The following is a 17,525-nucleotide window of genomic DNA, read 5'->3' as shown; positions in this document are numbered from 1 at the left end:
TACGGATACGGATTGACCTAGCTTAAAGCCCATGGGGGTGAGGGCGCGCCCTCACCCCGGTTCACCCTCGAAGTTCACTGCATGCCGGGCTGGGGCACCCGTTCACGGCGCTGGTCGTCGATATCGCCGGGGTTCTGCAGGTTGCCGGACCGCTCGGACTCCGTCTCGCCACCCGGGGCTTGCGATCCGGTCCGCGGGATATCGCTTTGCTGCGGTGCCAGCGGCTGGGACGAGGCTGGCTCCTCGGGCAGTTCGCCGGTCTGGGTGCCCCTCTGGTCCTCCATGGCCGCCATGGTCTGCTGGTCCAGCCGGCCGCTGGCGGGCAGGTTCTGGTCGCGCTGGAACTGGCGCACCGCCTGGCGGGTGCTGGGTCCCATCACGCCGTCGACGGGGCCGACGTCGTAGCCCATGGACGCCAGGTTCTGCTGCGCCTCACGGACCTCGGACGTCGCGGCGGCCTGACGGCGCATGCCGGGCTGGCCCGACATCATGGAGGGCTGGTCCGACAGCATGGCGCCGCGCCGGCCGGTCGGGGTATAGCCCTGCCCCTGCTGCGACGGGGAGGTGCCGGCCAGCCCCATGGCCGCCAGCGTCTGGGAATCGAGCTGCCCCGAACCGCCCAGCCGCTGGTCGCGCTGGAAGTTGCGCACCGCCGCCGCGGTGCTGTCGCCGTAGATGCCGTCCACCGGCCCGGCGTGGTAGCCCTTCTGGCTGAGCGTACGCTGGACGTCGCGCACCATCTCGGGCGAGACCGCCTGGGTGGCGCTCGACTGCATGCCGGCCGACTGCCCCGACGAGCCCGACGCGGACGATCCCGCCGCCGAGGTATCCGCCGCCGCCGAACCGCCGCTGCCGCTCTTGCCGCCGGCCATGTCGCCCATCCATTGGCAGGCGCCCAGCGACAGTGCCATCGCCGCGCCGGCCACGACGGGCAGAAGCCTCGTCTTCACCATGTCGTCCTCCTTCAAAGGGGGGGATGCATCCAACATGGCGAACGCGCGCGCACCCTGGACGTTCGCGGGACTGAAAGGTTTACGCCGGAGGAATGGAAATTCAGCCGACGGGAGCGGTGGCGGTTTCCAGCCAGGCGCGGGTTTCCCCGTCCACCAGCGGGCCGATCTCGGTCCGCACGCGGGCATGGTAGGCATCCAGCCAGGCCCGCTCGTCGGGGTCCAGCAGCGACGGCTCGACCAGGCGGCGGTCGATGGGGGCCAGGGTCAGGGTCTCGAAGCCCAGCAGCGGACGCTCGGCCCCGGGCGGCGGCGGCGCTTCGGTCACCGCCACCAGGTTCTCGATGCGGATGCCGTAGGCGCCCGGCTTGTAGTAGCCGGGTTCGTTGGACAGCACCATGCCGGGCTTCAGCGCCACCGCCGCCACCCCGGATTTCGAAATCCGCTGCGGCCCCTCGTGCACCGAGAGATGGCTGCCGACGCCGTGGCCGGTGCCGTGGTCGTAATCCAGCCCGGCCTGCCACAGGGCGCGCCGCGCCAGCACGTCCAGCTGCGACCCGGTGGTGCCGGCGGGGAAGACGGCGCGGGCGATGGCGATGTGGCCCTTCAGCACCAGGGTGAAGCGGTGGCGTTCCTCGGGCCCCGGCTCACCCACGGCGATGGTGCGGGTGACGTCGGTGGTGCCGTCCAGGTATTGCGCCCCGGAATCCAGCAGGAACAGCTCGCCCGGCCGCGGCACCCGGTTGCTGGCCGGGCTCGAGCGGTAGTGGACGATGGCGCCGTTGGGGCCGGAGCCGGCGATGGTCGGGAAGGACAGGCCGCGGAAGAGATCGCCCTCGGCGCGGAAGGCCTCCAGCCGGTCGGCCGCCGCCATCTCGTCGATGCCGTCGCGGCCGTCCAGCCAGGCCAGGAAGCGGGCCAAGGCGGCGCCGTCGCGGCGGTGGGCGGCGCGCGCCCCGGCCAGCTCCACCGGGTTCTTGCAGGCGCGCGGCAGCGCCGTGGGGTCGCTGCCGCGGTCGATGCGCGCTCCGGCGGCGGCCAGGCGGTCGAGCACCGCCTGCGGCGCCATGGCCGAATCCACCCGCACCCGCTTGCCGGCCAGGCGATCGAGGTGGCGCACGAAATCGCTCGGCGGAAGGACCTCGACGGCACCGTCGAGGGCGCCGGGGACCAGCCGCTCCGGCTCGAGGAACAGGGCGACGCCGCCGTCACCATCGACCACGGCGAAGGCCAGCGCCACCGGCACATGGGGCACGTCGGTGCCGCGCAGGTTGAGCAGCCACGCCACCGAGGCGGGGTCGGTCAGCACCACCGCATCCACCTTCTCGGCCCGCAGCGCCTCGGCCAGGTCGGCCAGCTTCTCGGCGGCGCTGCGCCCGGCATGGGCGAGAGGGTGCGGCACCACCGGCTCGGCCGGCGGCGGCGGGCGGTCGCGCCACACCGCATCGATCGGGTTGCCGGCGCAGCGTTCCAGCCGCGCCCCTGCCCGCTCGCAGGCGGCGGCCAGGGCATCGACCTGGTCGGCGGTGTGCAGCCAGGGATCGAAGCCGAGCACGTCGCCGGCCGTCAGCACCTCGCCCAGCCAGCGGGCCGGCGGGGTCTCCACCATGTGCACCGGCTCGAAGCGATGGCAATCCACCTCGTGGCGGACCTGCAGGGTGTAGCGGCCGTCGACGAAGATGGCGGCGCGCGCCGCCAGCACCACCGCCAGCCCGGCCGAGCCGGTGAAGCCGGTCAGCCACGCCAGGCGTTGCGCCGAGGGCGCGACGTATTCGCCCTGGTGCTCGTCGGCGCGGGGCACGACGAAACCGGTGAGGCCGCGGCGGGCCAGCTCGGCCCGCACCAGATCGAGGGGGATGTTGCCGTCCATCCCAGGAACTTAAGCGCCGCCCCGCCCCGGGGCAAGGCGAAGGGCAGCCGGCGGGACCAAGGAAATAGACCGGGCCGGCCGGTCGGGGGTGGCCGTGCGGTCGGATTGACCGGAGGGCGGATCGGCGGAAGATGGCACTACCGCAACGGCGAAAGGATCGCCATGATTTTCGCCCGCTTCACCATCGAGCCGCGGACCGGTTCGCCCAGCCCGGCCCAGCTTGCCCTCGACGCCTATGCCAACGGGGTGAGCATGGCGCTGTCCAACCTTGCCCTGGCCTCGCCGGTGGCCGTCGTCACCATGGGCTGGAACTTCAACCGCAGTCTGTGGCGCGCCTGGGGGCTGACCTAGGCTGCCCGGCGGCCGGCGCACGAAAGAAAAGCCATACGGGGTGGCACCGGCCGCCCACCTTCCAGGCCCCCCTCCGGGGGCCTTTTCTTTCTACAGCCCCACCACCTCGGGGCGGTGGCCGGTGGCGTCGAGGAAGCGGCGGAAATCGGCGGCGGCGATGGTGGTGGTCATGTCGTTGCGCAACGGGTGGAAGTTGACCAGCTCCGCCGCCATCAGGGCGGCATCCAGCACCGGCGTGACCCGGTGGGCGGTGTCGTTGAGCAGCGCGAACGGCGTCACCGAGCCGGGACTCACCCCCAAGACCTCCTGCAGCAGCGTCGCCGAGCCGAAGGACAGCCGCGCCGAGCCGATGCGGGCGGGCAGGGTCTTCAGGTCCACCGGCCGCTCGGCCGGGGCCACCACCAGCCACAGACGGGCCTTGGCATCCTTGAGGAACAGGTTCTTGCAGTGGATGCCGGGAATGGCGCCCCACACCCGGTTGCCCTCCTCGACGGTGAAGGCCGGCGGGTGGTGGTGGGTGGTGACGGCGATGCCCAGCGTTTCAAGATAGGCGAACAGGTCGTCGGGGGTGGCGGAGTTGGCGGATGTGGTCATGGCCTGGCTGTACACCGCCGGACGGACGGAGGCAATCGCCCGTGACGCTTCCGCGCGGTGCCAAGGTGGGCTAGCATGTTGCCCTGACCCCGGAGGGCGGGCATGGCCGGCTGGCAGTTCTGGATCGACCGCGGCGGCACCTTCACCGACATCGTCGCCCGTCGCCCCGACGGGCGGCTGGTGACCCGCAAGCTGCTGTCCGAGGCCCGCGAACGCTACGCCGACGCCGCCTTGGCCGGCATCCGCCGGCTGCTGGAGCTGCCCGAGGGCGCGCCGATCCCGCCGGACGCGGTGGCGGCGGTCAAGATGGGCACCACGGTGGCCACCAACGCGCTGCTGGAGCGCAAGGGCGACCGCACCCTGCTGGCGGTGACGGCGGGCTTTGGCGACCTGCTGCGCATCGGCACCCAGAACCGCCCCGATCTGTTCGCCCGCGCCATCCGCCTGCCCGACATGCTGTACGAGCGGGTCGCCGAGATCCCCGAGCGCATGGGCCCCCGGGGCGAGGTGATCCGTCCCCTCGACCTCGCCGCCGCCGCCGCGGCGCTGATCGACGCCTTTGATGCCGGCATCCGCGCGGTAGCGGTGGTGCTGCTGCACGGCTACCGCTTCCCCGAGCACGAGCGGGCGCTGGGCCGACTGGCCCGCGAGGTCGGCTTCACCCAGATCACCCTGAGCCACGAGGCCAGCCCGCTGATGAAGGCGGTGGGGCGCGGCGACACCACGGTGGCCGACGCCTATCTGTCGCCCGGCCTGCGGCGCTATGTCGACCGCGTCGCCGCCGAGCTGGAGGGCGGCCGGCTGCTGTTCATGCAAAGCTCGGGCGGGCTGGCCGACGCGCGGCGCTTCCAGGGCCGCGACGCGGTGCTGTCGGGGCCGGCGGGCGGGGTGGTCGGCGGGGTCCGCACCGCCGCCCTGGCCGGCTACGAGCAGGTGGTCGGCTTCGACATGGGCGGCACCTCCACCGACGTCTGGCATTGCGCCGGCGAGTTCGAGCGCACCCTCGACAGCGTGGTGGCGGGAGTGCGCCTGCGGGCGCCGATGATGCGCATCCACACGGTGGCGGCGGGCGGCGGCTCGATCATCGGATTCGACGGCGCCCGCTTCCGGGTCGGCCCCCACTCCGCCGGCGCCGATCCCGGCCCGGCCTGCTATCGCCGCGGCGGGCCGCTCACCGTCACCGACGCCAATCTGCTGCTGGGACGGCTGCATCCCGACCACTTCCCGGCGGTGTTCGGACCGGACGGCGACCGCCCCCTCGACACCGAGGCGGCGCAAGCCGGGTTCGAAGCGCTGGCGGCCCGGGCCGGGCGCCCCCCGGAGGCGGTGGCGGAAGGCTGCCTGGCCATCGCCGTGCTGAACATGGCCAACGCCATCAAGCAGGTCAGCGTCGCCCGCGGCCACGATACCGGCCGCTGTGCCCTGGTCTGCTTCGGCGGTGCCGGCGGCCAGCACGCCTGCCGGGTGGCCGACGCGCTGGGGATGGCGACCGTGCTGGTGCATCCCCTGGCCGGGGTGCTGTCGGCCTACGGCATGGGCCTGGCCGACCTGTCGGTGCTGAAGGAGCGCGCGCTGGAGCTGGACCTGGACGAATCGGCCATGGCCGCCATCAACCGCGCCGTCGCCGACCTCGAGGCGGCGGCCCGCTGCGAGCTGGAACGCCAGGGGGTGGAGCGCGCCGACATGCGCTGCCGGCGCCGGGCGCTGGTCCGGTACAAGGGCTCGGACACCGCGCTGGAGCTGGATTTGGCCGACCGCGAGGGGCTGGAGGCGGCCTTCGCCGACGCCCATCGCACCCGTTTCGGCTTCGTCATGGACGACCGGCCGCTGGTGGTCGAGGCGGTCTCGGTGGAGGCCACCGGCGGCGGCGAGCCGGCCGAGGAGCCGGTGTGCCGCCGCACCCGCGCCGGACCGCCGATTCCGCTGGGCGCCACCCGCCTGTATGCCGATGGGGCGTGGCGCGAGGCGCCGGTCTTCGCCCGCGCCGTGCTGCAGCCCGACGACGTCGTGGCCGGGCCGGCGATGATCGTCGAGGACACCGCCACCACCATCGTCGAACCGGGCTGGCGCGCCACCGTCACGCCGCTGCTGCACCTGGTGCTCGACCGGGCGGAGCCCCGCCCCGCCCGGGTCGCCGCCGGCACCGATTGCGATCCGGTGCTGCTGGAGGTGTTCAACGCCCTGTTCATGAGCGCCGCCGAACAGATGGGACAGGTGCTGGCCAATACCGCCCATTCGGTCAACATCAAGGAGCGGCTGGATTTCTCGTGCGCGGTGTTCGATGCCGGCGGCGGGCTGGTGGCCAACGCGCCGCACATCCCGGTGCATCTGGGCTCCATGGGCGACAGCGTGCGCACGGTGATCGGCCGCTTCGGCTCCTCCCTGCGCCCCGGCCAGGCCTTCGTCCTGAACTCTCCCTATGCCGGCGGCACCCACCTGCCCGACGTCACCGTGGTCAGCCCGGTCTTCATCGAAGGCCGGGTCGGCTTCTACGTCGCCTCGCGCGGGCACCACGCCGATATCGGCGGCCTGACCCCGGGCTCCATGCCGCCCGATTCCACCACCATCGCCGACGAGGGCGTGCTGATCGAGCCCATGGTGCTGGTCGAGGACGGGCATCTGCGCGAGGCCGAGCTGCGGGCGGTGCTGGCATCGGGGCCGCATCCGGCCCGCAATCCGGCCCAGAACCTCGCCGACCTGCAAGCGCAGTTGGCGGCCAACGAAACCGGCGCCCGCGACCTGATCGCCCTGGCCGAACGCTACGGGGCCGGAACGGTCGCCGCCTATATGGGGCACGTCCAGCGCAACGCCGAGGAATCGGTGCGGCGCGTCCTGGCCCGCCTCGAAGACGGCGACTTCGCGGTCGAAATGGATGACGGCGCGGTGATCCGGGTGGCCGTGCGCATCGACCGCGCCGCCCGCTCGGCGGTCATCGACTTCGCCGGCACCAGTCCGCAGCGCCCCGGAAACGCCAACGCCCCCGCCGCCATCTGCCGGGCGGCGGTGCTGTACGTCTTCCGCACCATCGTCGATGATGCCATTCCGCTGAACGAGGGCTGCCTGGCGCCCCTGGACATCCGCATCCCCGCGGGAAGCATGCTGGCACCGCTGCCGCCGGCGGCGGTGGTGGCCGGCAACGTCGAAACCAGCCAGGCCATCGTCGACTGCCTGATGGGGGCGCTGGGGGTGATGGCGGCGGGCCAGGGCACCATGAACAACCTGACCTTCGGCGACCACCGCCACCAATACTACGAGACCATCTGCGGCGGCGCCGGGGCGGGACCGGATTTCGACGGCGCCTCGGCGGTGCACACCCACATGACCAATTCCCGCCTGACCGATGTCGAAGTGCTGGAATGGCGATTCCCGGTGCTGGTGGACGGCTTTTCCATCCGCACCGGCTCGGGCGGGGCGGGACGCCACCACGGCGGCGACGGCGTGGTGCGCCGGCTGAAATTCCTCGAGCCGATGACCGCCGCCATCCTGTCCAACCGCCGCCGGGTGGCGCCGTTCGGCCTGAAGGGCGGCGGCGACGCCCGTCCCGGCCGCAACGCGGTCGAGCGCGCCGACGGCAGCGTCGAGGAGCTGCCCGGCACCGCCCGCATCGCGGTCGAACCGGGCGACGTGCTGGTGATCGAGACCCCGGGCGGCGGCGGCTACGGGCTGTGATATCCCCCTCGCCCGCTTGCGGGCGAGGGCGAGGCTACGCCGCGTCCTGACGCACCTGCCGCAGGAAGGCCTGAACGCCCTGGGTCAGCTCCTCGGCCTTGGCCGACAGGCCGGCGGCCAGGCCGCTGATCTGGCCGGCGGCGGCGCCGGTATCGCCGGCCGCCTGTTCGACAACGGCGATGCTGTCCGAGACCGTGCGGGTTCCCGCCGACGCCTCGTCGATGGAACGGGCGATCTCGCCGCTGGCCGCCGATTGCTGGGTGATGGCGGCGGCGACGTTGCCGCTGATCTCGTTCATCTCGGCGATCACCGCGGCGATGCGGCCGATGGCATCGACCACCCGGCGGGTGTCCTCCTGCACGGCACCGATCTGGGACGAAATTTCCTCGGTGGCGCGCGCCGTCTGGGTGGCCAGGCTTTTCACCTCGTGCGCCACCACCGCGAAGCCCTTGCCCAGCTCGCCGGCCCGGGCCGCCTCGATGGTGGCGTTGAGAGCCAGCAGGTTGGTCTGGGCGGCGATGCCGTTGATGAGATCGATCACCTCGCCGATGCGGCCGACGCTGTCCGACAGGGTCCGCATCAGCCCGGTGGTGCCCGCGGCGTGCTCGTCGGCCTGCTGGGCGACGGCGCGCGAGCGTTCCACCTGCTCGGCGATCTCGGAGATGGAGGCGGTCATCTGCTCGGTCGAGGCAGCCACCATGGATACGTTGGTATTGGCCGCCTGCGCCGCGTTGGAGACGGTGACGGCGTGGTCGCTGGACTGGCGGGCGGTGGCGTCCATCTGCCCGGCCGCCGCCTGCAACTGGGTCACCGACGACACCACGGTGGCGACCACCTCGCCCACCGACCGTTCGAAGCCGTCGGCCATGGCCAGCAGCGCCGCCCGGCGCTTGGCCTCGGCCTCGGCCTCCTGGCGGGCGCGCTCGGCCTGCATGGCCTGCATCTCACGGGCATTGGCGACGAAGGCGTGCAGCGCGCGGGCCACCGGGCCGAACTCGTCGCGGCGGTTCTGGTCCAGGGCGAGCGGGTCGTCCAGGCGGCGGTCCAGCACCTTGGCCACGTCGCCGTTGAGGGCGGCGAACAGCCGGTTCATGGACCACAGGGCGAAGCCGCCGGTGGCGGCCCCCGCCACCAGGACGGCGACCAGCACGATCCAGATGGTGCGCAGCAGCACGGCGTTGCCCCGGTCGGCGCGATCGACGGCGGCGATGGCGGCGTCCAGGCGGGCGTCGGTGGCCTCGTGCACGCTGGCGACCACCGCTTCCATGGCCTCGCCCATGGCTGACGCCCGGGCGTCGAAATCCTCCATCATGGCGTTGCCGACCTTCGGACCTTCCGCCACGTAGGCCTGGGCCATGACGCGGCCGCCGTCGTAGAACCCGGGGAATTCCCGGCCGGCCTTGTCCAGCGCCGCCGTCACCTCGGCTAGGCCGAGGGCTTCGGCATGGGCGCGGGCGGCGGCGCGATGCTGGTCGAAGCGGCGGCCGAACTCGGCGGCGCGGACGAAGCCGTCGTCGAGGCCGTCGAGGGCGCGGGTGGCCGAGACGTCGGACAGGAACTGCTGCACCTGGACCACGTCCAGCTGCATCTCCTTGGCCTGGGCCGACAGCTCCACCGCATGATCGACCACCGCCCGGGTCTGGACCCGCATGTCGGCGAGCAGCCGGCGCTCGCCCTCGACGCCCCACGCGGTCATCAGGCCGGTGCAGGCGAAAAGCGCCATGCCCAGCCCGAGCCCGGCAATGATCTGTGTGCGGATCTTCATTCCCGTCGGTTCCCCTCCCGCACGACCCCCGGCCAGCGCCCTGGGCGCATTGCATACGGTCGCGTCGAAACCATAGGCAGGCACGGCGCCGCAGGGCAATCAACCATGTGGATGGGGTGGGGAGGGGTGGGGAGTGGGCGCCGGGCGCTAGTGTGGTGATTCTGAAATTCGCAGCCTTATGCGAATTTCAGAATCACCACACAATTCAACACTGTAGTGGCCTGCTTATCCCCGAAATCCGCTATACGAATTTCGGGGGCAGGACCCTAGCCGCCCATCCCCTCCATGGCGGCGGCGGCCTCCGAATGGCGGGCCTCGTCGCCCAGCCGGGTGAACAGATCGGCGGCGTGCTTGAAGCAGGCCCGCGCCTTGACCGCATCGTCGGGGGCGATCAGGTGGCCGAGATCCATCAAGGCGTCGGCCTCGCCCTTCAGCTGGCCGGCGGCGGCGAACAGGTGCTTGGCGCGGTCCAGCGCGACCCGTGCCCCGGCGCGGTCGCCGATGTGCAGCAAAAGATGCCCGAGGCCGCGGCTGGCATTGGCCTCGCCCAGGGCGTCGCCGGCCTCGCGGTAAAGGGTCAGCGCCCGCTCATAGCACTGGTGGGCCTTGTCGGCATGGCCGAGCTGGCGGTGCAGGGCGGCCAGCGCCTTGCAGGCATTGGCCTGGCCCAGGGTGTCGCCGGCCCGTCCGTACAGGGACAGAGCCTCGTTGTAGCGGTCCAGCGCCAGGTCCTGGCGCCCGGCCTCGCGTTCCATATGGCCGATGCGCTTGGCCACGTGGGCGAGGCCGGAATGGTCCGAGGCGCTGTCGTAGAGTTCGCGCGCCGAGGCGTAGAGCTGCATGGCGTCGGCGTTCTTGCCGTCGCGATGGGACAGTTCGCCCAGGCGCACCAGGATGCCGGCCTGGTCGCGCTGGTCGCCTTCGCGCGCGAACAGCGCCCGGGCGTCGCCATAGGCGTCGCGGGCCGCCGCCAGGTGGCCGTGCTCGACCTCGAAATCACCCAGCTGGGTCAGCGCCGCCGCCTCGCCCCCGGTATCGCCGTTCTCGTGGTAGAGCAGGCGGGCCCGGCGGAACGCCTCGCGGGCCTGCTGCGCCTCGCCGCCGAGCCACAGCCGCTCGGCCTCTTCCAGGGTGATGTCGGCACCGGTCTTGCCCATGGTGGTCGCCTCGTCCAGGTATGCCTCGGTCCTTAAGGTAAGCCTGCGAGGGTCCAGCGTAAACCCGTCGCCTGGGCAGGGCGGCGGAGAGGAAATATCTCTTTGCCTCCCGGTCTTCGGCGATTAAACCTAGGGACATGCGTACCGGTGCCCTGATTCTCTGCCTGCTGATCGCGCCCGCCGCGGCCGCCGCCGCCGACTGCACCATGTCGGCGGCGCCCAAGGTGGATTGGCAGCGCTGCTACATGGACGAACGCGACCTGGCCGGCCAGGACCTTTCGGGGGCCCGCCTGCGCGAGACCAGCTTCCAGCGCGCCGACCTGTCCGGCGCCAATCTCACCGACGCCGATGCCTACCGCGCCCGCTTCGTCAGCGCCACCATGGCCGGAGCGACACTGGACGGCGCGGTCCTTGCCGAGGCAGACTTCACCAAGGCCGACCTGACCGGCGCCACCCTGCGCCAGGCCGACCTGCGGCGGACCAGATTCTTCCGCGCCTCGCTTCGCGGCGCCGACCTGACCGGCGCGCGGGTGCAGGCCGCAGATTTCCTGAACGCCGACCTTTCGGGCGCCCGCTGGATCGACGGCCAGCGGGTGTGTTCCGAGGGGTCGACCGGGCAATGCAATTGAGGAGCCTACGGCGATGATCAAGTTCAGCGATCCCATCGACGTCGCCTCCCACTGCGCCCGGGCCGCGCTGGGCATGATGGACCGCCACGGCGTTCCCGCCCATCCCAACAATTTCGTGGTCTGGTACGCCTATGTCGCCGACCGCGACCCCGAGCTGACCAAGGCCATCAACGGCATCCTGCGCTCGGGCCAGAAGTTCAACGACATGGTGTCGGCCGACCTGTTCGAGCGCTTCTTCGGCACCAGCCAGCAGGAGGCCGAGCTGCGCGCCGTCGGCCAGCGCATCGAGGACGCGGTGGGGCGGGTGATCGAGTACCTGTCCACCGCCAACCAGGGCGCCGAGACCTACGGTGCCGCCCTGGAAAGCTTCTCGGGCGAGCTGGCGCGCGGGCCGGCGGTCGCCAACCTGGGCACCCTGGTCAAGACCGTGCTGGACGAGACCCGGGTGATGGTCGAGGTCAACCGCCAGCTCGAGGAGCGGCTGGAGAATTCCTCGGGCGAGATCGCGCGGCTGCGCGAGGATCTGGACCAGCTCAAGCGCGAGGCCACCACCGACGCGCTGACCGGCATCGCCAACCGCAAGCTGTTCGACGTCAGCCTGCGCGAGGCGGCGTTGGAGGCCCAGGAGGACCGCAAGTTCCTGTCGCTGATGATGGTCGATATCGACTTCTTCAAGCAGTTCAACGACACCCATGGCCACATGGTCGGCGACCAGGTGCTCAAGCTGGTGGCCCGCACCATCCAGGATTGCGTGCGCGGCAAGGACACCGCCGCCCGCTACGGCGGCGAGGAATTCGCCGTCGTCCTGCCCGAGACGGGGCTGAAGGATGCCATCCAGGTGGCCGACACCATCCGCCGCACGGTCGCCAGCCGCAAGATCATGAACCGCCGCAGCGGCCAGCTGCTGGGCCAGGTGACCTTGTCCATCGGGGTGGCGGAATACGATTTCGGCGAGCCGCTGGGCGGCTTCGTCCACCGCGCCGACGAAGCCCTCTACCTGGCCAAGCGCCAGGGCCGCAACCGCGTGCTCAGCCAGGACGACGTCAACGCCGCCGGCAGCGTCGGATTCCAGGAATAGACGGCCCTACCACGCCATCCAGCCCACCGCCCATAGCCAGGCCATGGCCACCGCCATGCTGGCCAGGGTCATGGGCACGCCGGCGCGGGCGAAATCGGTGAAGGACAGCGGCACGCCCGCCGCGGCGGCGCGCTCGGCGACGATGATGTTGGCCAGGCTGCCCACCAGCAGCAGGTTGCCGGCCAGGGTCGACAGCACCGCCAGCCCGTAGAGCGGCCCGGCATCGGCGATCGGCCAGACCGACAGGATCAGCATGGTGGCCGGCACGTTGCCGACGGTGTTGGAGGCCAGCAGCGCCACCGGCGCCATCACCGACACCCGGTCGGGCAGCAGCCCGGTCTCGGCCATCAGCTCGACTCCGCGCGCCGCCAGTCCGGTATTGGCGAAGGAATCGGTGATGACGAACAGGCAGGCGAACAGCAGCAGCAGGTGCCAGTCCACCGCGCCGATCATGTCGCGGCTGGCCAGCCGGCGCGACATCAGCAGCAGCGCCGCCACCGCCAGGGCGCCGACCTCGCGCGGCAGGTCGGTGGCGAACAAAGCGAGCAGGAAGACCAGGGCGACGATCCCCTTGCCGGCCTGCCACGGCTCGGCGCGGAAGGGCGGGGCGTCGGGCACCGGCTCGGGCGTGGCGGTCAGCTCGGCCCGCCACACCCGGCGCACCGTCAGCCAGACGATACCCAGGGCGGCCAGGCCGGGCACCGCGCAGGCGAGCAGGAAATGCCAGAAATCCAGCCCGCCGACCTGGCCGATCAGGATGTTCTGGGGATTGCCGATGATGGTCATGGCCGAACCGGCATTGGCGCCGCCGGCCAGGCCCAGCAGGAAGGGCCGCGGATCGAGGCCGCGGCGGCGCACCCCCTCGGCCAGCACCGGGGTCATGGCGAACACCACGATGTCGTTGGCCAGCGCCGCGCTGGCGAAGCCGGCGGCGAGCACGGTGACCAGCAGCAGCCGGTCGGCCGAGCCGGGCGCCGCCGCCACCCGCATGGCAACCACCTGGAACACGCCGGCCGATTGCAGCTGCGACGACACGATCATCAGCGCGAACAGCAGCAGCAGGGTCGGCATGTCCACCGCGGCGCCGGCATCGCCGACCTCGACGCCGCCGAAGGCGAGCAGGGCGACGGTGGCCAGCAGGGCGATGCCGGTGCGGTCGAGCTTCAGCCCGGGCACCCGGCCCAGGGCCATGCCGACATAGGTGAGGACGAAGACGACGACGACCAGGCTGTCCATGCCCGTCACAGTAGCTTCCGCCCGCCCGCCTGTCACGGCTGCAGGCGGCGGCCGAGCTCGGACGGGGTGAGAACGGGGAAGGCGAGCAGCGGTGCCAGCGCGTGCAGGTCGCGGTCGCCGGTGACCAGGGCGTCGGCGCCGGCGGCAGCGGCGAGATGAAGGAAGGCCATGTCGAACGGGTCGCGGCAGGTGGGGACCGCCGGCGGCGGCACGGGAACCGCCACCACCTCGCACCAGGGCAGGTACTCGGCCAGGATGTCCTCGCGCTCAATGGCCTCCAGGCCGAATTTCGGGTAGGTCAGCACCGCCAGCAATTCGCCGACGGTGTCCCGGCTGACCAGCGGGCGCACCCGCTCCGACTGCCACGCGTGGCGCAGCCAAAGGGTGGCGCCGCCGCGGAACAGCAGCGCCGAAACCAGCACGTTGGTGTCGATGACCAGCCGCAAGGGGGGGCTCAGCGCCGCCGCGCCCAGGCCACCGCCTCGGCCACGTCGTGCTCGCCGATGCCCATCTGCTCGAGCTTTTCCCGCACGGCATCGGCGCGGCCCAGACGGACCGGCGTCAGGACGATGCGCCCGTTCTCCGTCGCCACCTCGAAATATTCGGCGCCACCCACCGCGGCGACGACGGCCTTGGGCAGGGTCAGCTGGTTTTTCGACGTCCGCTTCGCCAACATCCGGATTTTCCTAAAGCAAGGAAGTAAGGAAAGGATAGGGAGCTTGGGCCGGCCTGGCAAGTACCCGTCCCGCCAACGGACCGCCTTCCAAACCCGGATACAGCCGCTATGATGCCGCCATGTCCGATCCCTTCGCCCTCGACGACGACCTGCCCGATCCCTTCCGCCCGGCTCCGCGCGCCGCCGCCGGGCCGGTCGAGGTGCCGGCCGACGCCCCCTGGCTGGTCGGCCTCAACCCCGAGCAGCACCAGGCGGTGACCACCACCGAAGGCCCGGTGCTGGTGCTGTCGGGGGCCGGCACCGGCAAGACCCGGGTGCTGACCGCCCGCCTGGCCCAGTTGCTGGCCGCCCGCCGGGCCCAGCCGTGGCAGATCCTGGCGGTGACCTTCACCAACCGGGCCGCCCGCGAGATGCGCGAGCGGGTGGCGGCCCTGGTCGGCGACGTCGCCGAGGGGCTGTGGCTGGGCACCTTCCATGCCCTGTGCGTGCGCATCCTGCGCCGCCACCCCGAGGCGGTGGGGCTGAAATCCAACTTCACCATCCTCGATTCCGACGACCAGCTGCGGCTGCTGAAGCAGGTGATGGAAGCCGAGCACGTCGATACCAAGACCTGGCCGGCGCAGGCGCTGATGGCCACCATCCAGCGCTGGAAGGACCGCGGCCTGACCCCCGACAAGCTGGGACCCGAGCAGGCCAGCGACATGGCCGGCGGCCGGGCAAGCGAGCTCTACGGCCTCTACCAGCAGCGCCTCGCCGCCCTCAACGCCTGCGATTTCGGCGATCTGCTGCTGCATTGCCTGACCCTGTTCCTGACCCAGGCCGCGGTTCTGGAGCAGTACCAGTCGCAGTTCCGCTACGTCCTGGTCGACGAGTACCAGGACACCAACGTCGCCCAGTACCTGTGGCTGCGCCTGCTGGCCGGCCGCCACAAGAACATCTGCTGTGTCGGCGATGACGACCAATGCCTGGCCGGCGGCGCGGCGATCACCATGGCGGATGGGTCGACCAAGCCTATTGAAGCGGTCGTCGCCGGCGACCAGGTGCTCTCGTCGTTCGGATCGGGCAACTTCCGTGCCGCGTCCGTGGTGCGGACCCACCGGAGCCGCAAGCGCGGCACCATGGTCCGCGTGCGCACCCTGTCGGGACGAGAGCTGGTGAGCACCGCCGAGCACAATCACTTCGCCGACGTCGTGCTCGATGACAGCCCGCAGACCTACTTCACCTACTTGATGATCAAGCAGGGATACGGCTATCGGCTGGGAACGTCGCAAGTCTACACCTCGGGCAAGAGACGGGTGATCGGCTATCAGCAGCGCTGCCTCCACGAGCGCGCCGACGCGGTCTGGCTGATCCATGCCTTCGCCACCGAACAGGATGCCCGCGAGCTGGAACATCGGCTGAGCCTGCGCTTCGGCATCACCACAATGCCTTTCGTCGCGCGCCGGGGCGGGTCGGTGAACGGGCTGGTGCATGACCAGGCGCGGCTGGACCGTCTGCACGGTGACCTGAGGGAGACCGCCCGGGTCGCCGACCTGATGCGGGAATACGGCCTCGACCCCGACCATCCTCACCACGTTCCGCAATCCGCGCCCGGCCGTCGCCGCAATCTGATCCTGACGCTGAACGCCGACCGGCGCGGCAGGACGCCCATGCACCGGATCGCCCTCAGCGGAAATGACGCCGAAGGGGCGGCGGCGCTGGACGCGCTGGGCCTGGGCACCCGCCGATACAAGCGCAATCCCGCGAACTGGCGCTACGAGACGGCGTTCCGGGACTACGGCATGCTGGAAACGCTGCGGCTGCGCCTGTCCATCCGGTTCGACCTTACCGTGGTGCGAAAGGCCAATGTCCTGGGCAAGGCGCTCACCATGCGTCCGGCCTGTCAGGTGGTACCGGGCATGGTTGTCCCCCTGGCCGACGGAGCCCATGACGTGGTGATGGCGGTGGAGCGGTTCGAAGCGGTTGTTCCGGTATTCGATCTCGATGTGGCCGGCACTCACAATTACGTCGCCAACGGTGTGGTGACCCACAATTCCATCTATTCCTGGCGCGGCGCCGAGGTTGGCAACATCCTGAAGTTCGAGCGCGACTTCCCCGGCGCCAAGGTGGTGCGGCTGGAGAGCAATTACCGCTCGACCCCGCACATCCTGGCCGCCGCCAGCCACCTCATCGACCACAATGCCGGGCGGCTGGGCAAGACCCTGCGGCCCGGCCTCGACCATCACCCCGACGCGGTCGAGAAGGTGCGGGTGCGGGGAGTGTGGGACGGCCCCGAGGAGGCCCGGGTGGTGGTCGACGAGATCGAGGCGCTGCAGCGCGCCGGCGAGTCGCTGGCCACCATGGCCATCCTGGTGCGGGCCGGCTTCCAGACCCGCGAATTCGAGGAACGGCTGATCACCACCGGCGTGCCCTACCGGGTCATCGGCGGCCCGCGCTTCTACGAGCGCCAGGAGATCCGCGACGCCATGGCCTATTTCCGGCTGGTGGTGTCGCCCGACAACGACCTCGCCTTCGAGCGCATCGTCAACCTGCCCAAGCGCGGCCTCGGCGACGCCGCCCTGCTATCGGTCCGCGCCGTCGCCCGGGGGCGCGGCCTGCCGCTGTTCGAGGCGGCCCGCCTGCTGGTCGAGACCGACGAGCTGAAGCCGAAGCCGCGCGCCGCCCTGGCCCGCTTCTGCGACGACGTCATGCGCTGGCGCGGCCAGTTGGACGGGCTGGGGCACGTGGAGCTGGGCGAGCTGATCATCGACGAATCCGGCTACGGCGCCATGTGGCAGGCGGACAAGAGCCCCGACGCCCCCGGCCGGCTGGAGAACCTGAAGGAACTGGTGCGCGCCCTGGCCGGGTTCGGCTCCATGCCGGGATTCCTCGAGCACGTCGCCCTGGTCATGGAGAACGACGAGCGCGCCGACATCGACAAGGTCTCGGTGATGACCCTGCACGGCGCCAAGGGGCTGGAATTCGACAACGTCTTCCTGCCCGGCTGGGAAGAGGAGGTGTTTCCCCATGTCCGCGCCCTGACCGAAGGGGGGAGCGAGGCGCTGGAGGAGGAGCGCCGGCTGGCCTATGTCGGCCTCACCCGGGCCAGGAAGCGGGTGCTGGTGACCTTCGCCGCCAATCGCCGGGTCTACAACCAGTGGCGGGCGTCGCTGCCCAGCCGCTTCCTCGACGAGCTGCCCGAGGCCCATGTGGAACGCTCGGCCGAACGCGGCCTCTATTCCGGCGGTGGCGGCGGCGGTGCCCGCTGGGGCGAGGAGTCCTGGGTGGCCGGCGCCTACGGGTCGCGGCGGCCGCCGCCGGTGGTCGAGGCGTCGTCGTGGAAGGTGGCGGCCCGCTCCACATCGGGCGACTACGCCCCGGGCGACCGGGTGCACCACCAGAAATTCGGCCCCGGCACGGTGGTCACGGTGGACGGCGACAAGCTGGAGATCGCCTTCGACAAGGCCGGCACCAGGAAGGTGCTGGACAGCTTCGTCGAGCCGGGCTGAGGCGCGAGGCGCCACCTAAAGGTGGCCCATTCGGGCCTCATCCTGAGGAGCCGCCACAGGCG

The 17,525-nt window shown here is 71.4% G+C and carries 13 protein-coding genes; 5 read left to right on the top strand and 8 right to left on the bottom strand.

Features of this window, described 5'->3' with window-relative positions:
• Positions 1-74: 74 nt before the first annotated feature.
• Both MTBUT4_RS11730 and MTBUT4_RS11725 read right to left on the bottom strand, forming a co-directional pair.
• A complete protein-coding gene (locus MTBUT4_RS11730; protein ID WP_173979880.1) occupies positions 75-953 on the bottom strand; it encodes a peptidoglycan-binding protein in 879 nt (292 codons plus the stop codon).
• 100 nt (positions 954-1,053) lie between these two features.
• A complete protein-coding gene (locus MTBUT4_RS11725) occupies positions 1,054-2,820 on the bottom strand; it encodes an aminopeptidase P family protein (RefSeq protein ID WP_173979879.1) in 1,767 nt (588 codons plus the stop codon).
• A gap of 162 nt (positions 2,821-2,982) precedes the next feature.
• Here MTBUT4_RS11725 and MTBUT4_RS11720 point away from each other — a divergent pair, with 162 nt between their 5' ends.
• On the top strand, positions 2,983-3,171 hold the full coding sequence (locus tag MTBUT4_RS11720) for a hypothetical protein (RefSeq protein ID WP_173979878.1): 189 nt from the start codon (positions 2,983-2,985) through the stop codon (positions 3,169-3,171).
• Positions 3,172-3,261: 90 nt separating this feature from the next.
• Here MTBUT4_RS11720 and MTBUT4_RS11715 read toward each other — a convergent pair whose 3' ends face one another.
• Positions 3,262-3,765 (bottom strand): prolyl-tRNA synthetase associated domain-containing protein, encoded by a 504-nt coding sequence (locus tag MTBUT4_RS11715; RefSeq protein ID WP_173979877.1) that lies wholly within the window; start codon positions 3,763-3,765, stop codon positions 3,262-3,264.
• Positions 3,766-3,867: 102 nt separating this feature from the next.
• Here MTBUT4_RS11715 and MTBUT4_RS11710 point away from each other — a divergent pair, with 102 nt between their 5' ends.
• Entirely contained in the window at positions 3,868-7,434 is a 3,567-nt protein-coding gene (locus MTBUT4_RS11710) for a hydantoinase B/oxoprolinase family protein (protein WP_173979876.1), read from the top strand.
• A 34-nt stretch (positions 7,435-7,468) separates the two neighbouring features.
• On the opposite strand, the gene MTBUT4_RS11705 is transcribed toward MTBUT4_RS11710, so the two are convergent.
• Together MTBUT4_RS11705 and MTBUT4_RS11700 are read right to left on the bottom strand one after the other, a co-directional pair.
• Positions 7,469-9,199, bottom strand: a complete 1,731-nt coding sequence (locus MTBUT4_RS11705) for a methyl-accepting chemotaxis protein (RefSeq protein WP_173979875.1) — start codon at positions 9,197-9,199, stop codon at positions 7,469-7,471.
• 266 nt (positions 9,200-9,465) lie between these two features.
• Positions 9,466-10,356, bottom strand: coding sequence for a tetratricopeptide repeat protein (locus MTBUT4_RS11700; RefSeq protein WP_173979874.1), 891 nt, complete (start codon positions 10,354-10,356; stop codon positions 9,466-9,468).
• Between the two features lie 137 nt (positions 10,357-10,493).
• On the opposite strand from MTBUT4_RS11700, the gene MTBUT4_RS11695 reads away from it, so the two are divergent.
• Together MTBUT4_RS11695 and MTBUT4_RS11690 are read left to right on the top strand one after the other, a co-directional pair.
• Positions 10,494-10,985, top strand: a complete 492-nt coding sequence (locus tag MTBUT4_RS11695) for a pentapeptide repeat-containing protein (protein ID WP_173979873.1) — start codon at positions 10,494-10,496, stop codon at positions 10,983-10,985.
• A gap of 13 nt (positions 10,986-10,998) precedes the next feature.
• The gene (locus tag MTBUT4_RS11690; protein WP_254434838.1) at positions 10,999-12,063 is read left to right on the top strand and encodes a GGDEF domain-containing protein; all 1,065 of its coding nucleotides are present in this window, start codon (positions 10,999-11,001) and stop codon (positions 12,061-12,063) included.
• 6 nt (positions 12,064-12,069) lie between these two features.
• Here MTBUT4_RS11690 and MTBUT4_RS11685 read toward each other — a convergent pair whose 3' ends face one another.
• Genes MTBUT4_RS11685 through MTBUT4_RS11675 form a run of 3 tightly spaced genes read right to left on the bottom strand, consistent with a single transcriptional unit; the run spans position 12,070 to position 13,975 of the window.
• Positions 12,070-13,299, bottom strand: coding sequence for an anion transporter (locus MTBUT4_RS11685; RefSeq protein WP_173979872.1), 1,230 nt, complete (start codon positions 13,297-13,299; stop codon positions 12,070-12,072).
• Positions 13,300-13,331: 32 nt separating this feature from the next.
• Positions 13,332-13,745 carry a putative toxin-antitoxin system toxin component, PIN family gene (locus MTBUT4_RS11680; protein WP_217424157.1) on the bottom strand — a complete coding sequence of 138 codons (414 nt, stop codon included), beginning with the start codon at positions 13,743-13,745 and terminating at the stop codon, positions 13,332-13,334.
• A gap of 8 nt (positions 13,746-13,753) precedes the next feature.
• Positions 13,754-13,975 (bottom strand): AbrB/MazE/SpoVT family DNA-binding domain-containing protein, encoded by a 222-nt coding sequence (locus MTBUT4_RS11675; protein WP_173979871.1) that lies wholly within the window; start codon positions 13,973-13,975, stop codon positions 13,754-13,756.
• Between the two features lie 119 nt (positions 13,976-14,094).
• Here MTBUT4_RS11675 and MTBUT4_RS11665 point away from each other — a divergent pair, with 119 nt between their 5' ends.
• Positions 14,095-17,463 (top strand): UvrD-helicase domain-containing protein, encoded by a 3,369-nt coding sequence (locus tag MTBUT4_RS11665; protein ID WP_254434837.1) that lies wholly within the window; start codon positions 14,095-14,097, stop codon positions 17,461-17,463.
• Positions 17,464-17,525: the final 62 nt, after the last annotated feature.

This window comes from Magnetospirillum sp. UT-4, assembly GCF_902729435.1.
GTDB lineage: Bacteria > Pseudomonadota > Alphaproteobacteria > Rhodospirillales > Magnetospirillaceae > Magnetospirillum.
This window is presented reverse-complemented; position numbering and strand designations above follow the sequence as displayed.